The following is a 25,072-nucleotide window of genomic DNA, read 5'->3' as shown; positions in this document are numbered from 1 at the left end:
TACTACCAACTTTTGATTCTTCGAAAAATACGAACTGATGTTAACCAAAGAAAAGGGAAAGGGTTTATACTGAAAAATCCATTTTGTTTGCGATCGGAATCCAATAATTCCTGTATTCCCTGATACGCTTCCCAAGAATTCAAAACCCTCCATTCACCGGAGATCCTTATGTATCCTTTGGTAAGTTGCAATGATTCCCACTGAAGAGTAGGATGAGTATGAAAAAAATACAAACCGCTCTCTTTTGTTATCCCGTTCGTATGATTCGGTTTCAGCGGAATCCGTTCTACTTCCGAATTACTTTCATAAACGATTTCCCGGATGTTCAAAACACAGGAACTCTTCCACATAGGCATCCAAAGAAAACCATTCAGATCTTCACCTATTGCAAATCTTATATCGAAAGCTGCCATATCACGAGAACAGGATACATTTTGAAATATATAATTTTCCCAATCGAAGCCCGATTCTTTTTTAAGATACAAAACGGTTCTTACTGTATTCTGATTCAGTAAATCATTCAATTCGCCAGGTTCGGAAACAAATTCCCGAATCTTTCCATAATCATTATAACTTTGTTCCAGTCTGAAATCATATTGAATTAATTTTAGAATTGCGGAAGAATCCATTTGATCGAACGAATCATCCAAATCATAAAATGAATGATTGTTTTTATAGATGGCGCGGAAGTGATCTCTATCAGTCCTATCCAATTTTGGCAAAAACAATTTTTCCCATTCGTATGCTGAAACTTTTTTCGGAAGTTTGATCAAATCGGAATTTATATTTTTACAAAGGGAATTAAGTTCCAATAACTTCAGAAGATATTTTTTATAAATCAATTGATAAACGTCGAACTTCAGATAATAATCACCGGAATGTCCCCAAGCACCGATTTCAGGAAATTTGAAATCATGAAAATGATAAAAGACTACTGGAAATTGAATCCCGGTAGAAATCTCCTGTCCTTGCAACCGATCATTTTCATAAAACAAATCATACTGTTGTGCATTCCAAGGAGCAAGCCCTCCTCCCAGATGTCGAAGAACATGAACATTTTTAAATCTGGTTGTCCAGTCATCCAGATATTTCTGGTCTCCGAACTTTCCGTCTTCATGTCTCGCATAACACCATTCAGCACATCTGTTTTTCCACCACCGAAGTGCTTCCAATCCGTACTCATCATTCTTAAAAGATAAGAATTGTATACAGTAGAGACCGCTTGTTTTCGATTGATCGTATTTTTCGGTATACCTATGTTCCGTAATTAAAACGGACTGATCCTTCATCTCATGAAGAAGCGTTTCCGGATCGGAAAAGAACAAAAGATCGGCATCCAAATATGTAATCTGCGGAAGATTGAATTTCGTAATCGCGTAGAGTATGGAAAAAGAAGTGCAGGTCCAACAGTATTCCTGAAAAGTACGTTCCTGTTTTATCTTCTTTAATTCATCGTCTTCAAATTCGGATAAGGATACGGGGATTACGTTCGGCAAATTCAAGCTTTTCAATAGAAGAAATGTTTCATCGTCAAAAGCAAAAACATAAATCTTATAATCTTTAGAATTCTCATCCAAAGATTTGAGCATCGCCAAACCTCTGGATGCGTATTTGGAATTAAATAAAGTACAATAGTATTGCATATTATATGGGATTCACATTCCTCTTCGGAATCAAAAGTTTATTCTTTCCTTTTCAATGACAAGAGGTCGTTTTAATACTTGCGTATGAATGGATCCGATGTATTCTCCTAAAATTCCTATAAAAAAAAGCTGAACCGAAGAAAAGAAAAAAAGGCCGATTGCCAAAGTGGGAATTCCCAATGTGTAATTGTTCCAAAGGAAAACCTTTAAAAACAACTGTGCAATTGCCAAAAACAAACTCACTCCCGACAATAAAAATCCCAAAAAAGCTGCCAGTCTCAGAGGAATTTTAGAATGATTGGTAATTCCAAGCATTGCGATATCGTATAAAGTATAAAAATTATTCTTTGTGAATCCTCTCTTTCTCAAAGGTTGATGATAAGGAATTTGAAATATATCAAAGCCGATATCGCAGATCAGACCTCTAAAATAAGGATAAGGATCTTCAATCTTTCGGAGAATCTCTATGATTCTCTTGTCGTAAAGTCCGAAGCCTGTAAAATTTTTGATCAAATTCGTATCGGAAAGTTTGGTTATTAAAGTATAATATAATTTTCTTATTAAGAAAAACAATTTTGACTCTTCACTCTCTATCTTAACTCCTACTACGATCTTAAATCCCTCTTCCCATTTTTGAAGAAACTCGGAAATCAGCTCGGGTGGATCCTGCAAATCGGAAACTATCGAAATCACAGCATCCCCCTTTGCTTGCAAATAAGCATAATAAGGCGAACGGATATGTCCGAAATTCCGCGCGTTCAAGATTACTTTTACATTCTTATCTTTAGAAGCTAAATCTCTCAAGATCTTCGGAGTCGCATCTTTCGAAGCGTTGTCTATAAATATATGCTCGTATTTATAATCCGATTTGAGAAAGAGTGCCTTTACCTGTTTATAAAGTTCCTCTACATTGCCTTCTTCATTATAACAAGGAGTAACAATACTGATTAATTTCTTTTTTTTTGCCATTCGAGGGTTTTCTTAATGCCTTCTTCCAAATTTATAAAAACATTGAGTGACAGTTCCCGTTTGGCCTTCTCAACCAAAGGAACATAGATTTCGGGATCGGACGAAGGATCCTTTTTCTTAGCAATTTCAACCGATAACGGTTGTTCTGCGTGCATGGATATTTTTTCCGCCAGATCACCGATGGAAATCGGAACATCCGAGCCTACATTATATACCGAACCCGATTTCGCCTCCGTTAAAATAGTAAATAACCAAATAGCCAAATCCGCCGCATACATATAAGAACGATAAGGAGATCCATCTCCTTTTATAAGAATATTTTCTCCGGAAAGAATATTTTTAATAAAATTTCCAAATGCAAAGTGACTATCCAAGGGCAAATGAGGACCGAAAAAAGCAAAACATCTCGCAATGGAAAGATCAATATGAGTATTTCTACAATGAATGAAACATAGAAGTTCCGCAATTCTTTTGCCTTCTCCGTAAGCTGCGGCAGGATCGGAAGTTGCCGGAGCTGATACATTTTCCTCCGCGACCGGACCTTCCGAAAAATATCTTTTACCGTACACCGCTCCGGAAGAAAGAAATAACAATCGTGAAATTCCGGATATTTTAGAAAATTCTAATATTCTTTTTGTGCCATCAACTATAGTGTCCAACATCAACGACGGATTGTCCACGTTCATTGTCACGTTCGCTTCAGTGGCGCCATGAATGATAAAATCAAACTTTTCCTTCGGAAATTCGAAATCCAGAATGTCACCTTTTCGAAATCCGAGGTTATCGTATTGTTTGAAATGAACATTGGCGTCCAAAAATTTTTTCGGATTACGGGACAAAGCCAACACTTGACAATTCAGGGCGAGTTTGTCATTCGCATAACATAAGGATTCGAGCAACCATTTGCCAAAGAAGCCGGTTCCGCCCGTAATGAAGATCTTTTTATTTCTATACTTTTGAAAATCAGTATACTTCAAAATATGATCCAGATCTTCCTTGCTGATGGATAGGTTCATAACAAAGGATACTTAATCACTAAGCCGGATGGGAATGCCATCCGATAGTTCTCTTTAAAGAATCTTCCAGGGTAAAATAGGGAGAAAATCCAAGTTTTCTTTTTACGAAAGAAAGATCGGGAACAAGTACGGAATAATTCGTTTTGTATCCGAAGTAATTCAATTCGACCTTGGACTGGTTTCCGAAATTGCCTGCTATCCGACCGGCGAGATCTTTAATTTTGATTCCTTCCTCACTTCCGATATTGAATATGGAACCGGGCTCGCCTTCAGTTAAAACCTTCAGAACTAAAAACGCTGCATCGGCGCCATAAAGATAACTTCGAATCGTTTCACCATCACCTAACACACGTATCAAATTCCCGGACATACCGTCTCGCAAAAAATTATTCAGCGCAAACGGGCTGTCCAACGATTGATAAGGTCCGATAAATGCAAACGGGCGGGCGATTACAATCGGCAATCGAAATTCACTTCGGTAGGATGCGCAAAGGGTTTCTGAAAACCTTTTGGCTTCCACATAACAGTTTGATGATAAAGTAAAATCGACAATTCCCAGATCCGATTCCTTTAATGCCTGTGATCCTTCCGTGTTTCCATTCACTAGTCCCGAACTGAGATGAAGTATCTTCTTGATATTATCCAATCGAATCGAATGATCGAATAGGTTTTTGGCACCGTTTACAATTGAGTCAATCGTACCAACCGGATCAGTCGCATGGTTTCTAGTATTTGTGTCGCCTACCGTATTGATGATCCATTCGATATCCTGATTCAAATCGCTTATTTGTCTGATATCCTTTTCAAAAAAAATAATATCCTTTCTAGTCAAAAACTGCGGAGCTTCCGACTTTAACGATTTTAAGTTTCTCGATATTACAATAATTCGAATATTCGCATTAAACTTATCATTCAATAAAGTTAAAATTTCAAGCAACCAAAGGGCGAAAAAACCGCTCCCTGTAATCAATACCGTCGAGTTATGAATTTTGGAAAATCTCTCCGTCTGGTAATGATTTAATAATATTTCACTATCCTCTCTTGTTAGTTTTTCTTTACTCATGATAGTTTTCCTATTTTTTACGAGACAACGCGACAGCCACTTCAACGATCATATCTTCTTGCCCGGCAACCGCTTTTCGCTTTCCCAACTCAAAAAAAACATCTCTCGGATCAACTCCGAATTCAAGAGCTACCCGATTTACATGTTTGATAAATCCGGAAAAAACTCCTGAAAGCCCGCTCACTACGCTAGTAGAGGAAACGAAAGGTACGACCGGGATAAATTCTTTTTCCGCAAGATCAGCAGCATCCAAGATTCGATACAAATCGATTCCCGTATCATATCCCAGCTTTTCCAAAACAGCAACTAACACCTCTAATTGAGTATTACCTGCGCCGGCACCAAAACCTCTTACAGTACCGTCTACGATGGAAGCGCCGCTTTCTACTGCAGCGACCGTATTTGCCACTGCCATACCCAGGTTATTATGGCCATGAAATCCCACGGGTATGCGCAAGTTGCTAACGAGTTTGGCAACTCTTTCCGAAACATCCTGTGGAAGATAAGCTCCGGCACTATCCATAAAAACAACTGCCTCAGCACCGTATAACTCCATCTTGGCGGCTTCTTCTGCAAGAACTTCGGGGGAAGCCATATGACTCATCATCAGAACGCCATGAACGGTTTTTCCTTTTTCCCGCAAGTAGCCTATATGTTTTTCCGTTATATCAGCTTCAGTGCAGTGGCAGGCAATACGGAAAACATCGACACCGACATCAATTGCATTTTGAATGTCCCTTTTGATTGTGGAAAATCCGGGAATGGAATGAATTCCCAATTTGGAATCGGACAGATTGTCTCTTGCCGCTTTCAATAAATCGTAATCAGCAGCAACCGCCAAACCAACTTGAAACGAACTTGCTCCAATGCCGTTTCCATGACCTACTTCGACAATGGGAACTTTGGCAGCTTCGGCAGCTTTTGCATATTTCGCCACCTGCTCGGGTGTTAGTTTATGAGCAATTGCATGGTTTCCGTCCCTTAATGTCGGATCGCTGATTAATACTTTTTTACTCATTACTTAAACCCCAAACTTTCTCTTCGAAAACTCTTCAGCTACCGAGATGGCCGCGCAATTGATGATATCCAAGTTGCCTGCATATTTCGGAAGGTAATCTCCGTTTCCCTGCACCTTGACGGTTACAATGACCCTTCCGTTTTCAAATGTAGGAGGGAGAAGTAAACTATATCCGGGAACGTATTTTTGAATTTTTGCAATTGTAGCATCCACTTCCTTTTTAAGAAGTTCCAAATTTACTTTTTCCAATTTTACAGTAACAGATGTTTGCATATCAATACATGGAACTGCAGGATTTAAAATCAATATTGCTTTCGATTTTTTACTACCGGAAAACTGGCAGATCGCTTTTTCAGTTGTCTCGACATATTCGTCAATGTTCGCCCTAGTCGCAGGCCCGGCACTTCTGGATGCAATACTTGAGACGACCTCCACATAATCAAGTTGCTCACTGGCATGAGCTCTTCTTATGGCACATGCAATAGGAATGGATGCCTGGCCGCCGCAGGTGATCATATTTATATTATCCGAGAGAGAAGCTTCTTGCAAATTTTCGGAAGGCACGCAAATAGCACCTAACTTTGCAGGAGTCATATCGATTACCGGTTTTCCAAGCTTCTTAAGTATATCCCAATGGGCCTCATGGTTTTTTGCGGAAGTTGCATCGAATACCAGATCACAAACGTCGGGATTTTCCTCAATTGCTTTGATACTCCGATCGGAAACCTTGATGCCCAGACTAATCGCTTTGGCTAATCCTGCGGATTTAAAATCCCTACCGATAAACAAAGAACATTCGAGGTATTCCGAATGAATTGCCTTAATGAGCAAATCAGTTCCGATATTTCCGCTGCCTATAATAGCTATTTTTAGTTTCTTTCCGGTTGAATTCATTATGAATTATGGTTTTAGCTGTTTTGACTTTTCATGAATCGGTATTATCATTGTTTTTCCGAGCTCCTCTCGGGAAAGAAGCGGACTCAAATCCTCCAGCGGAGGAGAAACAAGTGTTCCGTCTTCTCTGGATGCTAAAGATAATTTCGGAAGAAACAACTGCTCCGGATGCATAAATACTTCACATATCGCCGGTTCTGCGAGATCCTGGAATTTCGGAATAACGGTTTCCATATCTTCCCAAGTACGTATCTGAAAGGAAGGCATCCCGAATGCTTTTGCCAATGAACCGAAATCAGGGCAACTAACACCACTCTTTCGGTCGGTAGCGATCTTTCTTCCAGAAAATAAGGCGTTTTGAGTATGTTTGATCATCAAATAACCGTCATTATTAAAAATAATGATTTTGATAGGGAGTTTATGGTGAACAATTGTTTGCAGTTCTTGCAAATTCATCATCATTCCCCCATCACAATTGAGACAGAGAACTTCTCCCTTATCCCGAGCGAAAGAAGCACCGATGGCACCGGGAAGCCCGAACCCCATTTCTCCCAAACCTTGCGATGTCATCAAACGTTGTCCCGATTTGAACTTCAAAACCTGATGGCCGCTTAATAAAGCGGTTCCCATATCCGTTACAACGATCTGATCTTTTTTGGTAAAACCGATCAACTTATCCATAAAGCGGTATGAGTTGATAAAATCAGTGTCATTATGTTCCGGTCCGATCCAAGGGTATTTCGATTGAAATCCCCGACACTGATCCAACCAATCTTTTTTCAAAGGAAGTTTTTCTTTTCCAACCTGATCTAACAATTCATTGATAAACAAACCTGCATCGCATTGTACTAAAGTTTTAAATCTTTGTTTGTATTTTTTCAACTCGTCATGATCAATATCTACAACTGCGATTTCTGCCTCACGTGCGAGCTCTGTGATATCGTAACCTACTTGAGGGATAGCAAGTCTTGTTCCGATCGTTAGAATATAATCCGCATTTTGTAAAACAAAATTTGCAGATCTTTGGCCGTACACACCCGCTCTTCCGAATACAAGAGGATGGTCCGAGTCAATCATGTCTATGCCTGTCCAGGAAACAAGCGCAGGTACATTCAAAGCTTCTAATAATTTAGGAACCTGATCCACAGCACTCGCCAATCTAATCCCATGACCAAGCCATAACAGAGGTCTTTTTGCATTTCGAAGAGAATTTAAAATACCAGAACACTCTGATGAGAGTGTTTTGTTTGTCTGGAAAAATTTCGTTCCTTCCATTTCTTGCGGATCAAACAAAACCATATCACCTTCTTCAACAACGGTTGATTGAATGTTCATGGGAATATCGATCCAACAAGGTCCCGGTCTCCCCGAAGTAGCGATATAAAATGCCTTCTCCAATTCATATAAAACTTTCAACGGATCCAAACTGCGGGCGGCATACTTGGTAACCTTTCGAACCATTTCAACCGAATCATAACCTTGCACTCCGTAGGCGCGAAGCGGATTGTCATCCGTAGTAAATTTGGAATTTTCATTTCCGGAAATCACCACTCCAGGAATCGAATCCATCCAGGCTCCCACAACCCCGGTAACACCGTTTGTCGAGCCGCCTCCGGTTGTCAATATAGCAGCCGTTACAACACCGGATGTTCTAAAATAAGTTTGCATAGCCATAGTAGCCGTCTGTTCATGATGGACGCAAATGATCTCTGTTTCGCCTTTTGTCCCGATTGAATCGAAAAGATGTGCGTTTCCCGCACCAACGATTCCGAATACATGGCGAATTTTTCTCCTAACTAAATAATCTGCAACAATATCGCTTACTTTGCGTTTCATAAATCCTCATTCATAAAAATGAATCTTTTATTTTTTGATAAACTCTCTTATCTTTTCAATCATATAGTCGACGATCATATCGCTCATACCCGGATAAACTCCCAGCCAGAATGTATGATTCATCACCCGATCAGTATTTTCCAAACTGCCCGCAACCCGATAAGCGCTTGTTCCGCGAAACTCGTCAAAGACCGGATGCCTTAGGTAATTTCCTGCAAATAACATTCTGGTTTGAATGCGTTTTTCCTCTAAGTATTCTACAATTTCCTTTCGGGAAAACTTCGCATTGTCTTTTACTGTAAGCAAAAATCCGAACCAGCTGGGCTCCGAATTCCTTGTAGGCTCAGGCAAAACAAAGAACTCTTCCAAATCGGCAAGTCCGTCTCTCAATCTTTGCCAATTCTTACGCCTTGCTTTTATGAAATCGGGAAGTTTTTTTAACTGTGCAACGCCGATTGCAGCCTGCATATCAGTAACTTTTAAATTATAACCCAGATGCGAATATATATACTTATGATCATAAGCATGAGGCAACTCTCCCAGTTCCCAATTAAAACGTTTCCCGCATGTATTGTCTTTTCCGGAAGGGCACCAACAATCACGCCCCCAATCCCGATAAGATTCGGCAATCTTTTTCAAACGGTTGCCTTGCATATACACAGCACCACCTTCTCCCATTGTCATATGATGAGGAGGATAAAAACTGGATGTGGCAATATCTCCGACCGTTCCTGTATATTTCCACTCACCGTTATAGTAATAGCGGCTTCCCAACGCATCACAGTTGTCTTCAACTAACCAAAGATTGTGTTTTGTGCAAAAATCCTTTACCGTCTGCAAATCAAACGGATTTCCCAAAGAATGAGCAATCATAACGGCTTTGGTTTTCGGGGACAAAGCTTGTTCCAAGAGATTCACATCAATATTATAAGTAGGCAGACTAATATCTACTAACACAGGTACCGCGCCATACTGTAAAATAGGATTGATTGTAGTCGGAAATCCGGCGGCAACCCCGATCACTTCGTCCCCTTTTTTGATTTGGCGGTCTTTCAGAGAAGGTGAAGTAAGCGCTGAAAAGGCAATTAAGTTTGCGGAAGATCCGGAATTCACCAAAAGAGTATGACGAGTTCCTATAAACTTGGAAAAAGTTTTCTCAAATTCTTCCGCATAACGTCCGGTAGTAAGCCAAAAATCCAAGGAAGAATCGACCAAGTTGACAACTTCCTTTTCATCAAAAACCCTGCCGGCATAAGATACCCGGGAAGAACCTTCAACGAACGGCTGATCTATATTTTTTTTATGATAAGAATTAAAATGAGAAATCGTATTGCCCTTGATAATCTCACGAAAGGTCCGATCCATCAATTGAGGTTTTAGTTCTGCGAGCTCCTTACGAACGGAAGACTCGTTTATAACAATCGAATTTTGCGAATGAATGTATGCCGTGAACGGAAGCGAGGAACTCAAACAATCCTCAAGTTTCACTTCAATTAGATTCTTGCCTTCCGTATTCCGGCTTGTTACAAAAACAAATTGAATATCCCCAAATTCGTTTTTTTCGGAAACGGCAAGAGCGGCTCTATGTTTGGAAGAAGAAAGATCGTCAGAAGAAAATTCGATCTTAAAGATCTTTCCTAGATATGAATTATAAGTCATTCCAAACATCCTCTTTCGGATCATTTATTAACTGCAAAACAAATCCGGTATTTGATTGTTTTTCAAGAGATTCAGGATCGCCTTTCCGGCGAACAATCACTTCGACTTCGTTTCCGAATTCAATCGGTATATTCAATGAAATATTCCGATTCGTATCGACGGAAATGTATTTTCGTAATTCGGTCATTTTTAATTTTCTCAGGTTCCTTTTGGATTTAAATCAATACGATATAAGGTAATTGCAGATAGAGATATGATCTTCGTGTTCGTATTTCAGAATGTCGCCTATTTGATATTATATGACGGAGAGAAAGTATAAATATGATAAGACTTCTCCGGCCAATATAAGTCCTTCATGGGGGAATCAATTTCAAAATGGTTTGTTAGATAAGGTTTTTGTCTCAAATCCAATGCATCCGGGCGAATCATTACGATATTTTTCGTATGAAAGGAATGAAATCCCGATTCATTCATAGGCTTTACGAAATCGCCAAATAATAAATCCAAAACTTTCGTATCCTTTCCACAGAGCCCGCTGATCAGAAAATCCGGGGTATAATTCAAAACCAAGTAATCCTTTCTGCAAACCAACTTGTCCATCTTTTCATATTTCAAAGCAAATTCATCATAAAAAAAATCGACTCCGTGAACTCGTGAGAAACGATTCCCTTCCGAAGCTTGAATGATACTCTTATAAACTCCCGTATGACTGGGAATGTCCGAGTGAACGCGTAGTGAATAAAAAATATGATCGAACAAAAAAACGGAAAGGAACAAACGAAAGAAAATTGATAAGGAAAAGGAAATTTCCATGGAACGGAAAGATCTGCAAAACAAAAAACTGAAAAATTGCCGAAGATCCTTATAATAAAACCGGAAAGAAATTACCATAAAGATGCTGAGAATATTCACGGCGCGAAAAGATTCATATAAATTATGGATCAAATAATAAATCATTGACAAAGAAACGAAAAAAACAAAAAGAAAAAACCGATCCAGATAAGTTTGCTTCAAAATGGAAATGGATCTTCGAGTGAAAACAAAGGTCACGGAAGAAATAACGACCGCTAACATTCCGAAATTCTTAATATCTCCAAAGCTGGACACCATCTTAAAAATCATTTCTTCAATGAAAAAGAAAGACTGCACATGTCCGTGCCTTGCTAAAACTTTAAAATAGTTTTCATAGATAGCGGAAAAATCCGACCCGTAATGCAGCTTCATTATCAAAACGAAGCACAAAGATCCGATCAAAAAACTAAGATAAAACCGTAATTTATTTCTTTTATCATGTATTAAAAATGGAAGAAGAACAAGAAAAACAATTACACAGGGGAAATAAGTATATCTGCATAAAAATAAAAGAAGCAAGCTTAGTGCAGAAATTACCATTCTCCGCTTATAAAGAGAATAAAAGGAAAGTGCAAGAAAGAAACCCGAATAATGATCCGACCAAGGATAAGAGATGCTAGATGAGAAAACAATCACCAAAGAAGTGATAAACGCAGACTGGGATTGATTCATAATCAGCCTTGCAAATTTATAAACAACCAAAGTCCGGAGTAAATAAAATATCGAAGTAGACGCACCTAATGAAAAATAACCGTAACCGAAGATTTTACAAAACAATAACTGAATAAAGGTGGTTCCCAATCCGTATTGAATTACGAATTCCTCGTGAGGCTTATAACCATTTGACAGAGAAATCACATTGGAAAGCATAAGACCCCAATGATGGCTGTCATTGGCAAATAACGATTGTTCAATGTTGAGAATGCAACTATTGATAACCAAAATCCCTAAAACAATATGGGAAATTTTTGACATAAGATTATAAGTCGAATTCAGCTTAATTATGGAACTTACAAACAATTGGTTATTTTACCTTTTTATTAAAATCAAAGACCGGAATATTCCGAACTTTCTATTTTGCGCTTTCATAATCACGAATCTGATTCAGACAGATACTTCGAATATCCTGTTTGCTTACATAGATTTCAGACCAATCTATGATTTTGTCCAAGGCTGTTTCCAAAGTCCACTTGGGATGCCAGTTCAATCCGGACTTTGCCTTTGAAATATCCAATTTGAGAAAATGCGCCTCATGAGGGTGTTCGCCTTTTTCTATCTCAAATCCGGGGAAAGCCAAACCGGAATTCTTTCGATCGGAAAGCTTTCTTTCTATGTCCTCCACAATGGAAAGAACCGTCTTCGCATCAGATTCGTTAGGTCCGAAATTCCAACCTTCGGAAAACAAGTCTCCTTGTTTGTAAAGATGTTCGGCTAATGACAGATAACCGCTCAAAGGTTCCAAAACATGCTGCCAAGGTCTGACTGACTTGGGATTACGAATTTGCACCTTTTCCTTTTTCAAAATGGATCGAAATATATCAGGAATTAGACGATCGCCTGCGAAGTCGCCTCCACCGATTACATTTCCCGCACGAGCAGTAGCAATTGCTAAACCGTGTTCCATATACAATTGAGGCGGAAAAAAAGAATTACGATATGTAGAAGTCACAAACTCGGAACAAGCTTTACTATTTGAATAAGGATCATGCCCGCCCAACCTTTCATCTTCCCTATACCCCCAAACCCATTCGTTATTTTCATAAACCTTGTCGGTAGTGATATTCAGAAAGACCTTTACTCCTCTGCCGGATGTACGAACCGCCTCCAAAACATTCACAGTTCCCATTACGTTGATCGCATAGGTTTCCACTGGAATCTTATAAGAGTCGCGCACCAAAGGTTGCGCTGCCATATGAATTACTATTTCCGGATTGGAACTTTTTAAGAACCCGCTCAACTTGGTCAGATCTCTTACATCTGCAATTTCCGAACCGGCAAGAACATCTCTAACGTTTGCTAAATCAAATAAAGACGGATCGGTAGGAGGGGATAAAGAGTAACCGTATACTCGGGCACCAAGAGAGGACAACCACAAACTCAACCAAGATCCTTTGAATCCGGTATGACCGGTAAGAAGAACTCTTTTATCTTTCCAAAATTCCTGATTCAATGCCATACTTTCCAAGGTGCGTTATTCTCTTTCCAAAGATCTTCCAAATGATTTTTGTCACGAAGAGTGTCCATTGCCTGCCAAAACCCCTCATGTTGAAATGAACTGAGTTGACCTTCTTTTGCCAAAGCTTCCAAAGGTTCCTTTTCCAGAACGATATCATCCGATCTGTCGGAAATATAATCAAAGAAACTATTTTCCAAAACAAAAAAACCTCCGTTGATCCAACCACCGTCTCCTTTCGGTTTCTCTTTGAATCCTTTCACAATATGATTTGCATCTATATCCAATGAACCCCATCTTCCTGAGGGTTGAATGGCTGTTACAGTGGCAATCTTACCTTGTTTTTTATGAAACTCATATAATTCGAGAATATTTACATCGGACACACCGTCACCGTAAGTAAGAAAGAACGGTTCGCTTCCAACGTATTTTTGAATTTTTTTGACTCGGCTTCCCGTCATAGTCTCAAGTCCAGTATTAACGAGAGTTACACGCCAAGGTTCCGCGGTGTTCCCATGAATCTCCATCTGGTTTTCCTTGCGGAAATCAAAACTAACATCCGATTCATGAAGATAATAATTGGCAAAGTATTCTTTGATTACGTACGCCTTATAGCCCAAACATATAATAAAATCATTAAACCCAAATTGGGAGTAAATTTTCATAATATGCCACAAAATCGGTTTTCCTCCGATTTCAAGCATTGGCTTGGGTTTTAAATGAGACTCTTCACTGATTCTGGTTCCGTAGCCGCCTGCGAGAATTACTACTTTCATATGATTAATGATTAACTTTATTCCTATTGCTATTTTTTGTTAAAACCCAGAACTTCAATTCCCGAGTTGGTGTAAAAGAAAATTCGATGTCAGCCTTCGATGCCATATAGAAACCTAACTTTTTAATTTTTTCTTCCATACTAATATGAAATGGTTGGCCGATGATCGTTTGAGTAATAATTACAGGACGAATGACAAGTAAATCCGTTAAGTCGCTTTTCGAATTCACATATAACTTGAACGGGAGACCTAACCAAAAAAAGTTAGTCGGATCATAATTAAAAGGGTTGAATGTTAATAACGAAATATAGGGATTATTCGTTGCATTTATAACAGGGGGATTCTCATCGTAACCACCCGCAAGAGTGGCTTTTTTCATGGCTGCTTCCGCATTCAATAAAGATTGATACGTATGAGTTTCAACATACAAACCATTCAATATTCCTCCATTTACATGAACGAACGATTTAACAGGTAAGGCAACAACTTGTTCCAACTTGTAAATAACCGATAAGATTAAAAGCAAAAGGAGCGCCATTTTCAAATGAAAAGATTTTACTGTTAACTGCTTGAGAAATATGATAACGACGCATAACGCCGGAAATACCGACCATGATCTATGATAAGGAGTGGGATTCGGATGAAATTGACTCCATGATGCGGTAATAAAAGCAAGAAAAATCAAATACTTATATGCTCCGAGCGGTTTTACAACCGCATTCATTTTCAATAAAAAAATAAGTAACGAACCGCATATAAAAAGAGGAAACAGATGATCCAGTCCGACAAAAAAATAATTGGATATCAAGAATAAACCAGACAAAAAAAAGAATAATAATACCCTATTTTGAATGAGCAAGAGTGCTGCGAGAAAAACGGAAAAAAACAAAATTGCATGACTGAAACCTGGAAAAAGATTCTGTAATAAAATACCAAACGAACCTTGAACACTGGCTGCTCCGGTTAACGCATATACGATATTTTGTTCCCAATAGGAACTGAGATTGCCTTGTGAATAAAAAAGAAGCAACATTACAGCATTGATTACGATAAAGCCCGCAAAAACGAAGGACTGAAAAACAAAACCATTCCAACGACCCTTCTTAAAACTGAATAGCAACCGTTGAAAAAAATAAAAGCAGTTCGCACAAAATAATGCCAAAAGCAATGTCGCTCCGACCGGTTGTTTGATATGAAACAATATACCTGTGCAAATTCCAATAAAGAATGAATTTCGAAATCCATTCTTCCTGTTCAGGGTAAAGATCAGATAAAGACTGTAGGATTGAAAGGGTAAGCAGTAAATGGAAGACCAGGATAGAAAAAGATTGGATCCGCAGACAAATACAAAAGGAATCGAACAGATCCCTAGTATAACAAGCATATAGGCGATTGTTCGGCCAAAATAAAGTTTAAATAACGAAAAAAGTATAAAAAAAGAAATACTATAGGCAAATACGATTGTAAGCCGGACTGACGACAGATACGGGCCTAACAGAAACATTCCCCAGGCATTAAAGTAAGTACTCAACGCTCCATAATGAGAAAAAGTTTCCAGAAATATTTTTCTACCGTTGTAAACGTCCAAACTCGGCTTAAAAACAGTTCCTTCATGGTACGTATCCAAACCGTAAAAGGAATAATATCCTAAAGTAAGATAAGTGACAAAAAATATAAGTAAGCCTTCGAAAGGAATATTCTTGAAAACAGATCGAACGGAATTAAATGTGATATGATTTGTCATTAAAAGTTGTTAATCGGAAAGGCAACTTAAGTGATTTCGATTTCGGATTACGTGAAAGAGATCAGTCAATCTTTCTCAACCAATGATTGACTTTAACACATTACATACCCGCGTTTGGGATTCCTCCGAAAGATACGGATACATGGGTAATGAAAATATTTCATTCGATAGTTTTTCCGTAACCGGAAAATCTCCCTGTTTGTAACCGAGATGCGAATAACCACGCATTGTATGAATGGGAAAAGGATAACTTACGTTTAAAAGTATATTTTCTTTTTTAAGTTCATCAAGGATACGATCTCTTTCGGGATGGGCGACTACGTACAGATAATAAACATGTTTATTATATTCTTTTTCCACAGGTAGTTTCAAACCGGAGTCCTTCAGAATCCCGTTATATCTTGTCGCGATCTCTCTTCTTTTATTATTATTTTCATCAAGTTTCTTCAGTTTAAAATCGAGTATTGCTGCATGCAGTTCGTCTACACGGGAATTATAACCGTGTTCTTCCGCATAATATACTTTATCCATTCCGTAAAAACGCAGTCTTCTCAGCTTATCATTTGTTTCCGCGTTATTTGTTAAAATCATTCCCGCATCGCCGAAACCGCCTAACGGTTTTGTAGGATAAAAGGAGAATGTGGAACAATCCGAAAAAGATCCGGCTTTTTTGCCTTTGTATTCCGCTCCATGCGATTGAGCGCAGTCTTCCGATATTTTAAGATTAAATTCTTTCGCTATTGCGATAATAGGATCCATATCAACGGATTGACCGTATAAATGCACCGGGACGATAGCTTTCGTTTTATCAGTGATTGCTTTGCGAACTTGGCTCGTGTCCATCAAATAAGTTTCAGGATCAATATCGACAAAGACCGGTTTGGCCCCTGCACTGATGATGGCACTTACTGTCGGTACTGCAGTATTGGGTACAGTAATGACTTCGTCATTTTCTCCTATATTCAATGCTTTCAAAGAAAGCATTGTTGCATTGGTCGCATTATCAACTCCGATTCCGTATTTAAGTCCGATGTATTCTGATAATGATCTTTCAAAGGAGAGCAGGCTTTCTCCGAATATCAATCTACCGGAGAACAAAACCTTTTCGATAAGTTTCATAACTTCATCTTTTTCTATCTGAAGTTCTTCCAAATAATCCCAAACTTTAATGACCTGATTCATAAATACCTTTTTTACCAAGATTAATTATTTTTTCCAAAACGACCGAATCGTTATAAAACTCTTCCGAATACCTTTTATATTCATCACCCGAAACAGAATCTAAAATTTCTTCCAGAAACAACTGAAAAGAATCCCCCATTTCAACATCAACTACGTTGCTTTTATTCCGATTCGAAACCAAGACTTTACCATTATAATTTTCAGGCGGAGTAAAAAGTCTCTCTGCTTCGATCAGAATATTTTCGCCTAACAACTGAAGCTTATTAAAATACTGCGCATTTAAACTGAAATAGGATGAGAGAAGTATACTTCTCTCATCAAAACGAAACAATACTTCGGAAGAAATATCCAAACCGTTGTTATCTCTTTCATTTACAAATACATCGATTTCTTTAGGGTACTTCGATAACAAAAAACGACTCAAACTGATTGCATAGGAGGCTCTGTCGTAAAGAATTCCACCTCCAAAATCAGTTTTATATCTGAAATTGGACTTATCAAGTGGAGGGTTTGTAAAAGTTTGAATGATTCTCAAATTATGATTTCGTTCACAGGAATCAAACAAAGATTTAAAAGTCCCTGCAATGGGATGGCGGTACCAAACATTGGCTTCCGCGAGAAGAATGGAATTTTTTCTTGCAATCTCCGTCAATCTTTCTGCCTCTCCCAAATTCAAAACAGCGGGTTTGTCAATGACTACATGAAAACCTCTTTCCAAATAATAACGTCCATAATGGAAATGCAAAGAATTGGGAGTGGATATGTAAACGAGAGTGTCATGGGAAGAAAGATCCGTTTCGTATCCGTCGATAAGAACGATTTCCTTGGAACTTGTCCATTCCGGTAAAACTTCTTTTAGATTTTTCGAACAGATATATATTTTCTTTATCCTGCTTATTTTTAAAGCTGCAGGAAGTATCCTTCTGGCAACTAACGAAGAATATCCGATAATGAGTAAATTCATAGAGGCAACCTAAATCATGCAAGACAAAAGACTGCGGGATTCGACGTTAAATATATTATTGATTAAAATAAGTCTCTTTACTTGGTTCAAAGTGAGCCATATGTAATTATTCGGAATCTCACTGATGGTATTTTCCGCCAAATGGACGATGGAATACCTATTTTGGTCGTGATAAAACCGGCCACCCTCTTCCGATTGAATCGAATCATAAAGAACTTCCTTCTCTAAAAAACTTTCTTTAAAATAAGCGGAATATTTCAAATTGGGATTATTTGAATCTGTGCAAAATTCCAAAATAGAACCTTGAACAGTCGGAGCAAACTCGACTCCGTCAAAGTTCCCAGGTTCAAAGACCGCCTGAAAGAGCAAATGCGGAATTCCACCTATTTCCTGTATAACGATACCGTTTAACAAAGTATGATTCGATCTCAATATAGGTTGGGACCATGTTTTTACCTCACGATTCGAAGCTTCTATCCTGACTCCGATCACATCGAAAGAAGAATTGTTCTCATTATAGATTCTTTCTTCCGATTTTACCCATCCTTTCATTGCAATCAAAGGCGTGAAATTCGTTTCGATTCCGTATGTTGCTTTTAAGTTGGCAATCCAGGAAAACAAATAAGGTAATGTTCGGAATGAATTTTCATCCTCCGCGGCAAGAGATTCGGAATAAACGGTTTTGCTATAGGATAAGTTTCCAATCGTATAATTGGGCAATCCCGACAAAACAGTCCGCGAATCCATATTGATAATATTGTCCACACTTAATAGATTTTTCAACTGACCCAATGTTAACCAAAAAAAATCATCGGGAATGGAATTCGGAAAATCCGCATCGGTCAGATCCAAAATCATGTTCCTGTTTCTTTTCTTTAAGAAACGGGAACCTTGCTCGGATTGTAATTGATCATATATAACGGAATGATCGTTCTTAAATAGAAAATATTCGACGAATGGAGTGGAGTTTCCTCCATGGACTCTCGTATAATTGCTCTTAGTTGCCTGAACGGAAGGAGAAATCTGAAGAATATTGACATTACCCGGTTCCATTTTCGCTTGAACCAAAAAATGCAATACGCCTTTTATTTCCCTAACGATAAAACCCAATATCCCTATCTCCGGCTGCGAGATAATGGGTTGATACCAATTTCTTTCTCCGTAAAAATCCGTCTTTACTTCAATTCCGCAAACCTTGAAAAATTTTCCTGAAGCGTGAGAAATCTCAGTATCATTATAGTTCCAATTACCAACGTTACTTAGCGGAATCTCAGTAATTTGAAATCTGTTATAGGCAAGTCGCGCGTTATACCAAGACCAAAAATCGTCAAGGGAATGTTCGCCTTCTATGGTTTCTTTGGATAATGATATTTTTTCGGAATAATTCATATATCTTCTGCTCGGTAATCCATTCCCAATGCAGATAGATACTCTTCCCACGTCCTGATTGATTTTTTCATATCATAGATGGTACTTGCATAAACAAGGCAGACAGCATCATCTTTAAAATTGCTCATCCGAATCCAGAACATTGCGGGAATATAAATCCCGATGCTCGGATCATTGACAACGAAAGTTCTGGATTCCGATCCGTTACTTATAAAAAGATCGTATGACCCATGAACAACTGTTAAAACCTGGTCCGTATCCGTGTGTGCATGCCGTCCTCTGGTGCCGCCCGATACAACCTGATGGACAAGGAACGTTCTTTTGATTTCAAAAGGAATATTTTTGCCGTATTCAACGGATGTCAATCGACCGCGATCATCCTTATGATCCTGGAAGTTAATTTCCTTAATAATTGATAAGTCTAAATTATGTTTCGTCATTTTTAAATTTATATCGAATGGGTTTTTATTTTTTCTTAAATACGACCATGATCGTTTGGCCGCGAAAGAGAGACCTGATCCATCCTATCTCAAGCAATGTTTTAAACATTTTTAAGAAAACAGAAATGACTTTGTTCACTTTTCGACTCGGGGTAAAGGAAAGATATCCCTGTTTGATCATCCAAAGATAATAATCAATATGGTATTCCGCCAAAGGTTCATAAAGCGTTTTTAAAATTTCCAAATTATACGACTTGGCAATGTATTTGAAAAAATCAACATCCATGGAAAGCATATGATGAGGAGGCATTTCCAAAGCCACGTCAGCATGTCTTATAAAACTCTTTCTATTAGGAACTGCGATAATCATTAAGCCGTTTTGAGTTAACAACTGCAATGATTCTTCCAAATAAGCTTTCGGGTCGGTAAGATGTTCGAAAACTTCAAAGCTCACAACTACATCATAACTCTTCTTCTGAAAAATCAAAGACTCCATCGTGGAATTGATAATAGGTAGTTTTTTATTTTCTGCAAACGCCAAAGCTTCCTTGTTGAACTCAAGGCCCAGGGAAGAAACACCCAGAGACTGGATCTTTTCGATAAAATGGCCTCTTCCAGCGCCGATCTCCAATAAACTTTTCGGATTGTATTTTTTTATGATATCGAAAGCTATATCAAATTCCCATTTATCATCCCCATAATACCAATCAAACTTTTCAGAGAGACTTTTGTATAACGAATCCGACCCCGCAACTTCCGAAGGCGAATAAAATAGAAGCCCTGACTCTACGCATAAACATAAATAAATTTTTTCATTTCCACGAAATTCCTTTTTAATATCCAGTCCGAAAAGTTCCTTCCAAGTATTAACAATATCATTTGTCAAAACTTCTCTAAGTATTTTTACATTATTCTGACCGGTAATCGGACTACTTACTTGCATACTCTTCCTTTTTAAACAACAGGCATTTATTTTTTATATTTAGATGTAAGGGGAAATCCTCTTCCATCGAATCAAACGAACTATGCAGAACATATTTTTTATTCATAAAAGACAGAAACTTTTCATAATTTAAAAACCAAATGGGAATCTCGGCTTCATAAATTTCGGGAGGAACGATTTGTATCAAAAGTTTATCAGATTGGCCATCAAATAGAAAAGGGGTCCGATCGAATAAAACATAATCGAAGTTAGATGCCAGGATTTCATCCAAGATAAGATATGGATTTTCCAAATACGGCAATACACTGGAAAGAAGTATTAAATTCGGATTATTTTTATTCTTGCATTCGGCAATTGTATCAAAAAATTTCAATTCGTTGTCTTCGAAAAACTCTTTTCCGCAATCTACAAAATGTTTTTGTTCAACAATCGACCATCTGAGTTCCGAAACATAATCCAAATATTTTCGATTTTGAAAATACGTGCTTCCCAAAGAACCCCCGAAATCAACGAGATTCAGTCTGTTTTTGGATACACTATTTACATACAAAAGACAAATCAAAAGCGGGAGCGAATACTCGACTTCTTCAAATAAAACAGAATCCCTTTCATAAACGGCATCTCCTCCTTTTACCTTAAGAAGAGATGTTTTCACTCTTTCCAGTATATTAGGTGCGGTGTATCCGTTACAATCAGCCTGCGCATCCGCCCAAGAGGAATAATCTCCTTTATACCACTCTTTCAACACATTGAACTTTGCATTTCTGGCAGAGAAAAGAATTTCATATAACCGTTGCTTGACGGTTCTGATTTTACTTCTAATAGAAAATGGAAAAAAACTTTTTTTAACGTTTGGCGCCGATTGATTAGGGTTTTTAAAAAATCCGATGATTAGATTTCTGATTGTACCGTTCTCTTCTATTTTATCGGGGAAAAACGATATTTTTTTATCGGAATAGCCGGGACTCAAAAGATCACTCTTTCCCCCGTGAGTTCCGCTATAGTCCAAGCCTATATTCTGAACCAAACTTTCAGTAGGATGTAGAGTGAATTTATTTTCAAGAAACATCGACGCATGCCAACGAATCGCCCAAGAGTCGTTTTTTCCTGCAACCTGATCCTTAAGCATTTGGGTATAAGGATGGCTTCCATCCAAATCAAAGTTATATGCCAAAGCTTTTTTGTCCAATCGATCCAGTAACTTTTGGCCGTCCAATTCCAACAAATCCCAGGAACGTTTCCATGTTCCCCAACCCCAACAATCCGCTCCCTTTAGGAAAAAACTTTCGGGCAAATCTTTCTTGGAAATCGGTAAATTGTAACCGTGAATTCCGGCCACCTCTTCCTTGTCGGAATATTTTTCCAATGCAGTGTTCATGTAATGAAGAAAATATTTACCTACAACAATATCATCTTCCAAAACAATGACTCTTCCGCGTTCATTGATTACTTCCGTAACGCCGGATACAATCGACCGCGCAAGTCCCAGGTTCGTAACATTTAATTTGATTTTTACAGATGCAAAGCCGGAAATCGTCTTTATAAAATTGCGGACGGATTGTACACCTTCTTTGTCGGATTCACCTTTGGAACCATCAGAAAAAATATATAAATCGGTTTGCGAAGACTCTTTATTTTTTAAAAGAAAATCAATGACACGGGACAGATGATCCGGTCTTTTATAAACAAATAAACAAATAGGAGCAAATTTCATTTGGTATCTAGATAAAAGGAAGTTCGGGGAGTTTTGCATTCGAATTTGTAACCAAGATCCTGTAACAACATATGTACCGGATCTTTGGATACTGTTTCAAAATCAAAATTCAAAATCTCAACTAGCAAAACATTGGGTCGGAACCGATTCCAATCATTGGATTTTAAAACATCCAACTCATGCCATTCCACATCAATATTCATAAAGTCGATTTGTTTGTTTGCACAATGTCGGGAAAGAATTTCCGCTAAAGGCAAAACAGGTATATTTAACTTTTTATTAGACCTATAAGGTGAATTTTTTTCGAGAAAAACAACTCTTTCCGAATCAAATGTGTTCAATGCCGCTTCTTCAAAAGAATAATAATCCAAGTTTCCCGATTGCCCGGACACTCCGAAATTCAAATTGATATCTCTGGTTCTCTTTAAATTGAATCTTTCGATCGCGTCAGGAGAAGGTTCGATGTTGATACCGCTCCATCCTAATTGATAAAAATAATTCGTATTGGAAAAACGAACCGGGTCATAAGCACCTATATCTACATAAAACCCTTGTGATTTATTTTCAAAAATTTCACGAAGGATCATATCCTCTCCTTCCTGAGAGAAGGAAAGAAATCCGCCTAAGTCCGAATTTCCCGTAACGGTAGCTTTTCTTATTTTACGAATTAATTTTTCAATCATTTTAGACAACATAAACTTCCGAAACAACAACCATACAATTTGTCCCCTGAGCATCCGGGGAATTCAATTCAAAGTAAAACAGATCTTCAGGATGTTTATGAATGGAAAACTCAAATAAAGAGAAATCGCTTTCCAATAAAAAAGTTTTGTCCTGATATTTCAAATAAACGGTCGACTCCGATATTTTTTTAAGTTTAATAAAAATTTTATTTTTATTAGTCGAACCGAGAGCAACAGCAAACGTTTGTTTAACTGCATACCCTCTCTCATTCTTATATTTATCAATTTCAAAATTGGAAACAAGAAAGCCTTCGTAAAAATAAGGACGATCATTATCGTTTTCCCAAAAAATCTTTTCAGGCGGATTGAAATCCAATCTCTTTTTAATGATAGTCGCAGGTACGCCCGCCACTACAGAATAAGGAGGGACGTCTTTCACTACAACGGAACTTGACCCGATCACAGAACCCTTTCCGACCTTAACTCCCTTCATGATTACCGCATTGACACCGATCCATACATCGTCTTCAATTATGACCGGACGACTATAATGTTGCGCTCTTGCTTCAGGAGTTTTAGAAACATACTCGTCCTGGTCTTTTATGTTCATCCATGGAAAATAATTATAATAATGCATACCCGAACTGATAAATATATTCGGTGCGAAAGTACAGTATCTACCGATAGAAACATCGCCGAGAATCACACAGCGGTCTTGAATCGACGAAAAGTCTCCGATTGAAATCTTTTCTGTAGGACCGATTTCAACATAACGGCCGACATAACAATTTTCTCCGATACAAAGCGAACTGTTTTCACCTATTACAATACTGCAACCAATTCCAAAAGGAAAATTTGCGGGATCAAGTTTGCCTTTCAATTCCAGATTATACGGTAATGTATTTCTTATATTTCGGGAATCTATGATCTTATTTACAATAAACTCAATCCGATTTAAGAACGCGGATTTAAACCGATTGGCAAAAGGTATATATTTAAGAAGTCTAAACAACTCTACGCCTCTAAGTATCTTGCGTAAATATCTTTGTTATCTTTGATTAACGTCTCCACTCTTGGAGAAAATTTATTGGAAAATTTTGCATTTGGAAGACTTGCTCCGAATAAATGATCGCTGAATTGCATTTGAAATATCAATCGCGCTCCTTTAATCACCGGCTTACCTTTATGAAGGCCTCTTGTGTCTTCGGCAATGACTGTTCCTTTTTCTGCAATATATTCCAGTATCCGATCACGAGTATAATATTTTTCAACCTCTTCATCCGTGATTCGGGAATAACCTTTTTTAAGCAGGTCATCGGGTATGCCCTTTATTCTATGAGAACCTTTTATAAAACAGTGAGGCCCGGTTTCCGTAGTAACGTCCGTTAGATAGAAAAAAAACTTCAACCACTTCACACGATCCATGTCAAAGTGCCACATCGTAGCTGCTTCTTCATTCGGCTCATTGGAATAATCCGTATGCCACCACATGTTCGTTCCGTCGGCCCGAGGCATACAGCCCAGGTATTCCTGAGCAACGGAAAGAATCGAATTGTCAGTCATTAATTCCTGAATCGTAGGATCATTGATAAGATCCTCTTCTGAAAAAGTATAACGGATCGTTACTGGATCATTTAAATTTATCTTCTCTTTCCGCAAAGGCCCGTTATTTGTTTCCAATGGCAGAACACTTGCCTCGTTATTGATTCCATAATCATACAAGTATTCGGCTACCTTGCGCGTTATTCCGTTTTTGAAAACGAAATAACCGTCTCTTTTGATTGCATCTGCAATCTTTCTTACATCAGCTATGGATTTTGTACCCAAAGTGCCTTCGTGATTTTCCAATTTAATTTTCGGGTATTTTTTAGAGATAAAAAAGTGTATGAATTCGTTTGAATAACCTTTCGTACTGCAAAATAAGTTGATCATGCTTAGATATGATTCGGACGGGGTTTGATTCGTTTTTGCAAACTCATCAAATCCTTTTTTAATCTTACTTACATTAACGATGTCCTCATTGGATAAGCCAAACGATTTAAGTAAAAGTAATTTTGCCTTCCCTATTAAACTCATATAATTTCCTAACCAGATATTTTTAAAATCAGACAAAC

General features: G+C 38.1%; 22 protein-coding genes. All 22 read right to left on the bottom strand.

Annotated features, from left to right (window positions below):
- Nucleotides 1-2: 2 nt before the first annotated feature.
- A complete protein-coding gene (locus EHS11_RS19885; protein WP_210413693.1) occupies nucleotides 3-1,643 on the bottom strand; it encodes a hypothetical protein in 1,641 nt (546 codons plus the stop codon).
- Between the two features lie 30 nt (nucleotides 1,644-1,673).
- Nucleotides 1,674-2,612, bottom strand: coding sequence for a glycosyltransferase family 2 protein (locus EHS11_RS13900; protein ID WP_135765011.1), 939 nt, complete (start codon nucleotides 2,610-2,612; stop codon nucleotides 1,674-1,676).
- Complete coding sequence (locus EHS11_RS13895; protein ID WP_135765010.1) at nucleotides 2,591-3,628, bottom strand: NAD-dependent epimerase/dehydratase family protein; 1,038 nt, start codon at nucleotides 3,626-3,628, stop codon at nucleotides 2,591-2,593. The genes EHS11_RS13900 and EHS11_RS13895 overlap by 22 nt, the downstream gene beginning before the upstream one ends.
- 19 nt (nucleotides 3,629-3,647) lie before the next feature.
- Entirely contained in the window at nucleotides 3,648-4,691 is a 1,044-nt protein-coding gene (locus tag EHS11_RS13890; protein WP_135765009.1) for an NAD-dependent epimerase/dehydratase family protein, read from the bottom strand.
- Nucleotides 4,692-4,701: 10 nt separating this feature from the next.
- Nucleotides 4,702-5,709: a 4-hydroxy-2-oxovalerate aldolase gene (gene dmpG, locus EHS11_RS13885; RefSeq protein ID WP_135765008.1), complete on the bottom strand. Its 1,008-nt coding sequence runs from the start codon at nucleotides 5,707-5,709 to the stop codon at nucleotides 4,702-4,704.
- Nucleotides 5,710-5,712: 3 nt separating this feature from the next.
- The gene (locus EHS11_RS13880; protein WP_135765007.1) at nucleotides 5,713-6,603 is read right to left on the bottom strand and encodes an acetaldehyde dehydrogenase (acetylating); all 891 of its coding nucleotides are present in this window, start codon (nucleotides 6,601-6,603) and stop codon (nucleotides 5,713-5,715) included.
- Nucleotides 6,604-6,609: 6 nt separating this feature from the next.
- Nucleotides 6,610-8,439 carry a thiamine pyrophosphate-binding protein gene (locus EHS11_RS13875; RefSeq protein WP_135765006.1) on the bottom strand — a complete coding sequence of 610 codons (1,830 nt, stop codon included), beginning with the start codon at nucleotides 8,437-8,439 and terminating at the stop codon, nucleotides 6,610-6,612.
- Nucleotides 8,440-8,466: 27 nt separating this feature from the next.
- Nucleotides 8,467-10,098, bottom strand: coding sequence for a lipopolysaccharide biosynthesis protein RfbH (gene rfbH, locus EHS11_RS13870; protein ID WP_167884451.1), 1,632 nt, complete (start codon nucleotides 10,096-10,098; stop codon nucleotides 8,467-8,469).
- Nucleotides 10,088-10,285, bottom strand: coding sequence for a hypothetical protein (locus EHS11_RS13865; RefSeq protein ID WP_135765005.1), 198 nt, complete (start codon nucleotides 10,283-10,285; stop codon nucleotides 10,088-10,090). The genes rfbH and EHS11_RS13865 overlap by 11 nt, the downstream gene beginning before the upstream one ends.
- A gap of 98 nt (nucleotides 10,286-10,383) precedes the next feature.
- Nucleotides 10,384-11,925, bottom strand: coding sequence for a hypothetical protein (locus EHS11_RS13860; RefSeq protein ID WP_135765004.1), 1,542 nt, complete (start codon nucleotides 11,923-11,925; stop codon nucleotides 10,384-10,386).
- Between the two features lie 97 nt (nucleotides 11,926-12,022).
- Nucleotides 12,023-13,126, bottom strand: a complete 1,104-nt coding sequence (gene rfbG, locus EHS11_RS13855) for a CDP-glucose 4,6-dehydratase (RefSeq protein WP_135765003.1) — start codon at nucleotides 13,124-13,126, stop codon at nucleotides 12,023-12,025.
- On the bottom strand, nucleotides 13,117-13,899 hold the full coding sequence (gene rfbF, locus EHS11_RS13850) for a glucose-1-phosphate cytidylyltransferase (protein ID WP_135765002.1): 783 nt from the start codon (nucleotides 13,897-13,899) through the stop codon (nucleotides 13,117-13,119). The genes rfbG and rfbF overlap by 10 nt, the downstream gene beginning before the upstream one ends.
- A 4-nt stretch (nucleotides 13,900-13,903) precedes the next feature.
- The gene (locus EHS11_RS13845) at nucleotides 13,904-15,643 is read right to left on the bottom strand and encodes a hypothetical protein (protein ID WP_135765001.1); all 1,740 of its coding nucleotides are present in this window, start codon (nucleotides 15,641-15,643) and stop codon (nucleotides 13,904-13,906) included.
- A gap of 75 nt (nucleotides 15,644-15,718) precedes the next feature.
- Entirely contained in the window at nucleotides 15,719-16,825 is a 1,107-nt protein-coding gene (locus tag EHS11_RS13840) for a DegT/DnrJ/EryC1/StrS family aminotransferase (RefSeq protein WP_135765000.1), read from the bottom strand.
- On the bottom strand, nucleotides 16,809-17,789 hold the full coding sequence (locus EHS11_RS13835; protein WP_135764999.1) for a Gfo/Idh/MocA family protein: 981 nt from the start codon (nucleotides 17,787-17,789) through the stop codon (nucleotides 16,809-16,811). The genes EHS11_RS13840 and EHS11_RS13835 overlap by 17 nt, the downstream gene beginning before the upstream one ends.
- 9 nt (nucleotides 17,790-17,798) lie before the next feature.
- Nucleotides 17,799-19,178, bottom strand: coding sequence for an NDP-hexose 2,3-dehydratase family protein (locus tag EHS11_RS13830; protein WP_135764998.1), 1,380 nt, complete (start codon nucleotides 19,176-19,178; stop codon nucleotides 17,799-17,801).
- Nucleotides 19,175-19,618 (bottom strand): sugar 3,4-ketoisomerase, encoded by a 444-nt coding sequence (locus EHS11_RS13825; RefSeq protein ID WP_135764997.1) that lies wholly within the window; start codon nucleotides 19,616-19,618, stop codon nucleotides 19,175-19,177. The genes EHS11_RS13830 and EHS11_RS13825 overlap by 4 nt, the downstream gene beginning before the upstream one ends.
- Before the next feature lie 25 nt (nucleotides 19,619-19,643).
- The gene (locus EHS11_RS13820) at nucleotides 19,644-20,561 is read right to left on the bottom strand and encodes a class I SAM-dependent methyltransferase (RefSeq protein ID WP_135764996.1); all 918 of its coding nucleotides are present in this window, start codon (nucleotides 20,559-20,561) and stop codon (nucleotides 19,644-19,646) included.
- Nucleotides 20,548-22,275, bottom strand: a complete 1,728-nt coding sequence (locus EHS11_RS19880) for a TIGR04325 family methyltransferase (protein ID WP_167884450.1) — start codon at nucleotides 22,273-22,275, stop codon at nucleotides 20,548-20,550. Before EHS11_RS19880 ends, EHS11_RS13820 begins: the two co-directional genes overlap by 14 nt.
- Entirely contained in the window at nucleotides 22,272-22,958 is a 687-nt protein-coding gene (locus EHS11_RS13810) for an FkbM family methyltransferase (RefSeq protein WP_135764995.1), read from the bottom strand. Before EHS11_RS13810 ends, EHS11_RS19880 begins: the two co-directional genes overlap by 4 nt.
- 1 nt (nucleotide 22,959) lies before the next feature.
- A complete protein-coding gene (locus EHS11_RS13805; protein WP_135764994.1) occupies nucleotides 22,960-23,970 on the bottom strand; it encodes an acyltransferase in 1,011 nt (336 codons plus the stop codon).
- A 2-nt stretch (nucleotides 23,971-23,972) separates the two neighbouring features.
- The gene (locus EHS11_RS13800; protein WP_135764993.1) at nucleotides 23,973-25,034 is read right to left on the bottom strand and encodes a phytanoyl-CoA dioxygenase family protein; all 1,062 of its coding nucleotides are present in this window, start codon (nucleotides 25,032-25,034) and stop codon (nucleotides 23,973-23,975) included.
- Nucleotides 25,035-25,072: the final 38 nt, after the last annotated feature.

Source organism: Leptospira ilyithenensis (genome assembly GCF_004771005.1).
Classification (GTDB): domain Bacteria; phylum Spirochaetota; class Leptospiria; order Leptospirales; family Leptospiraceae; genus Leptospira_A; species Leptospira_A ilyithenensis.
The sequence above is the reverse complement of the archived record's forward strand: the minus strand, read 5'-3'. Positions and strand labels throughout refer to the sequence as shown.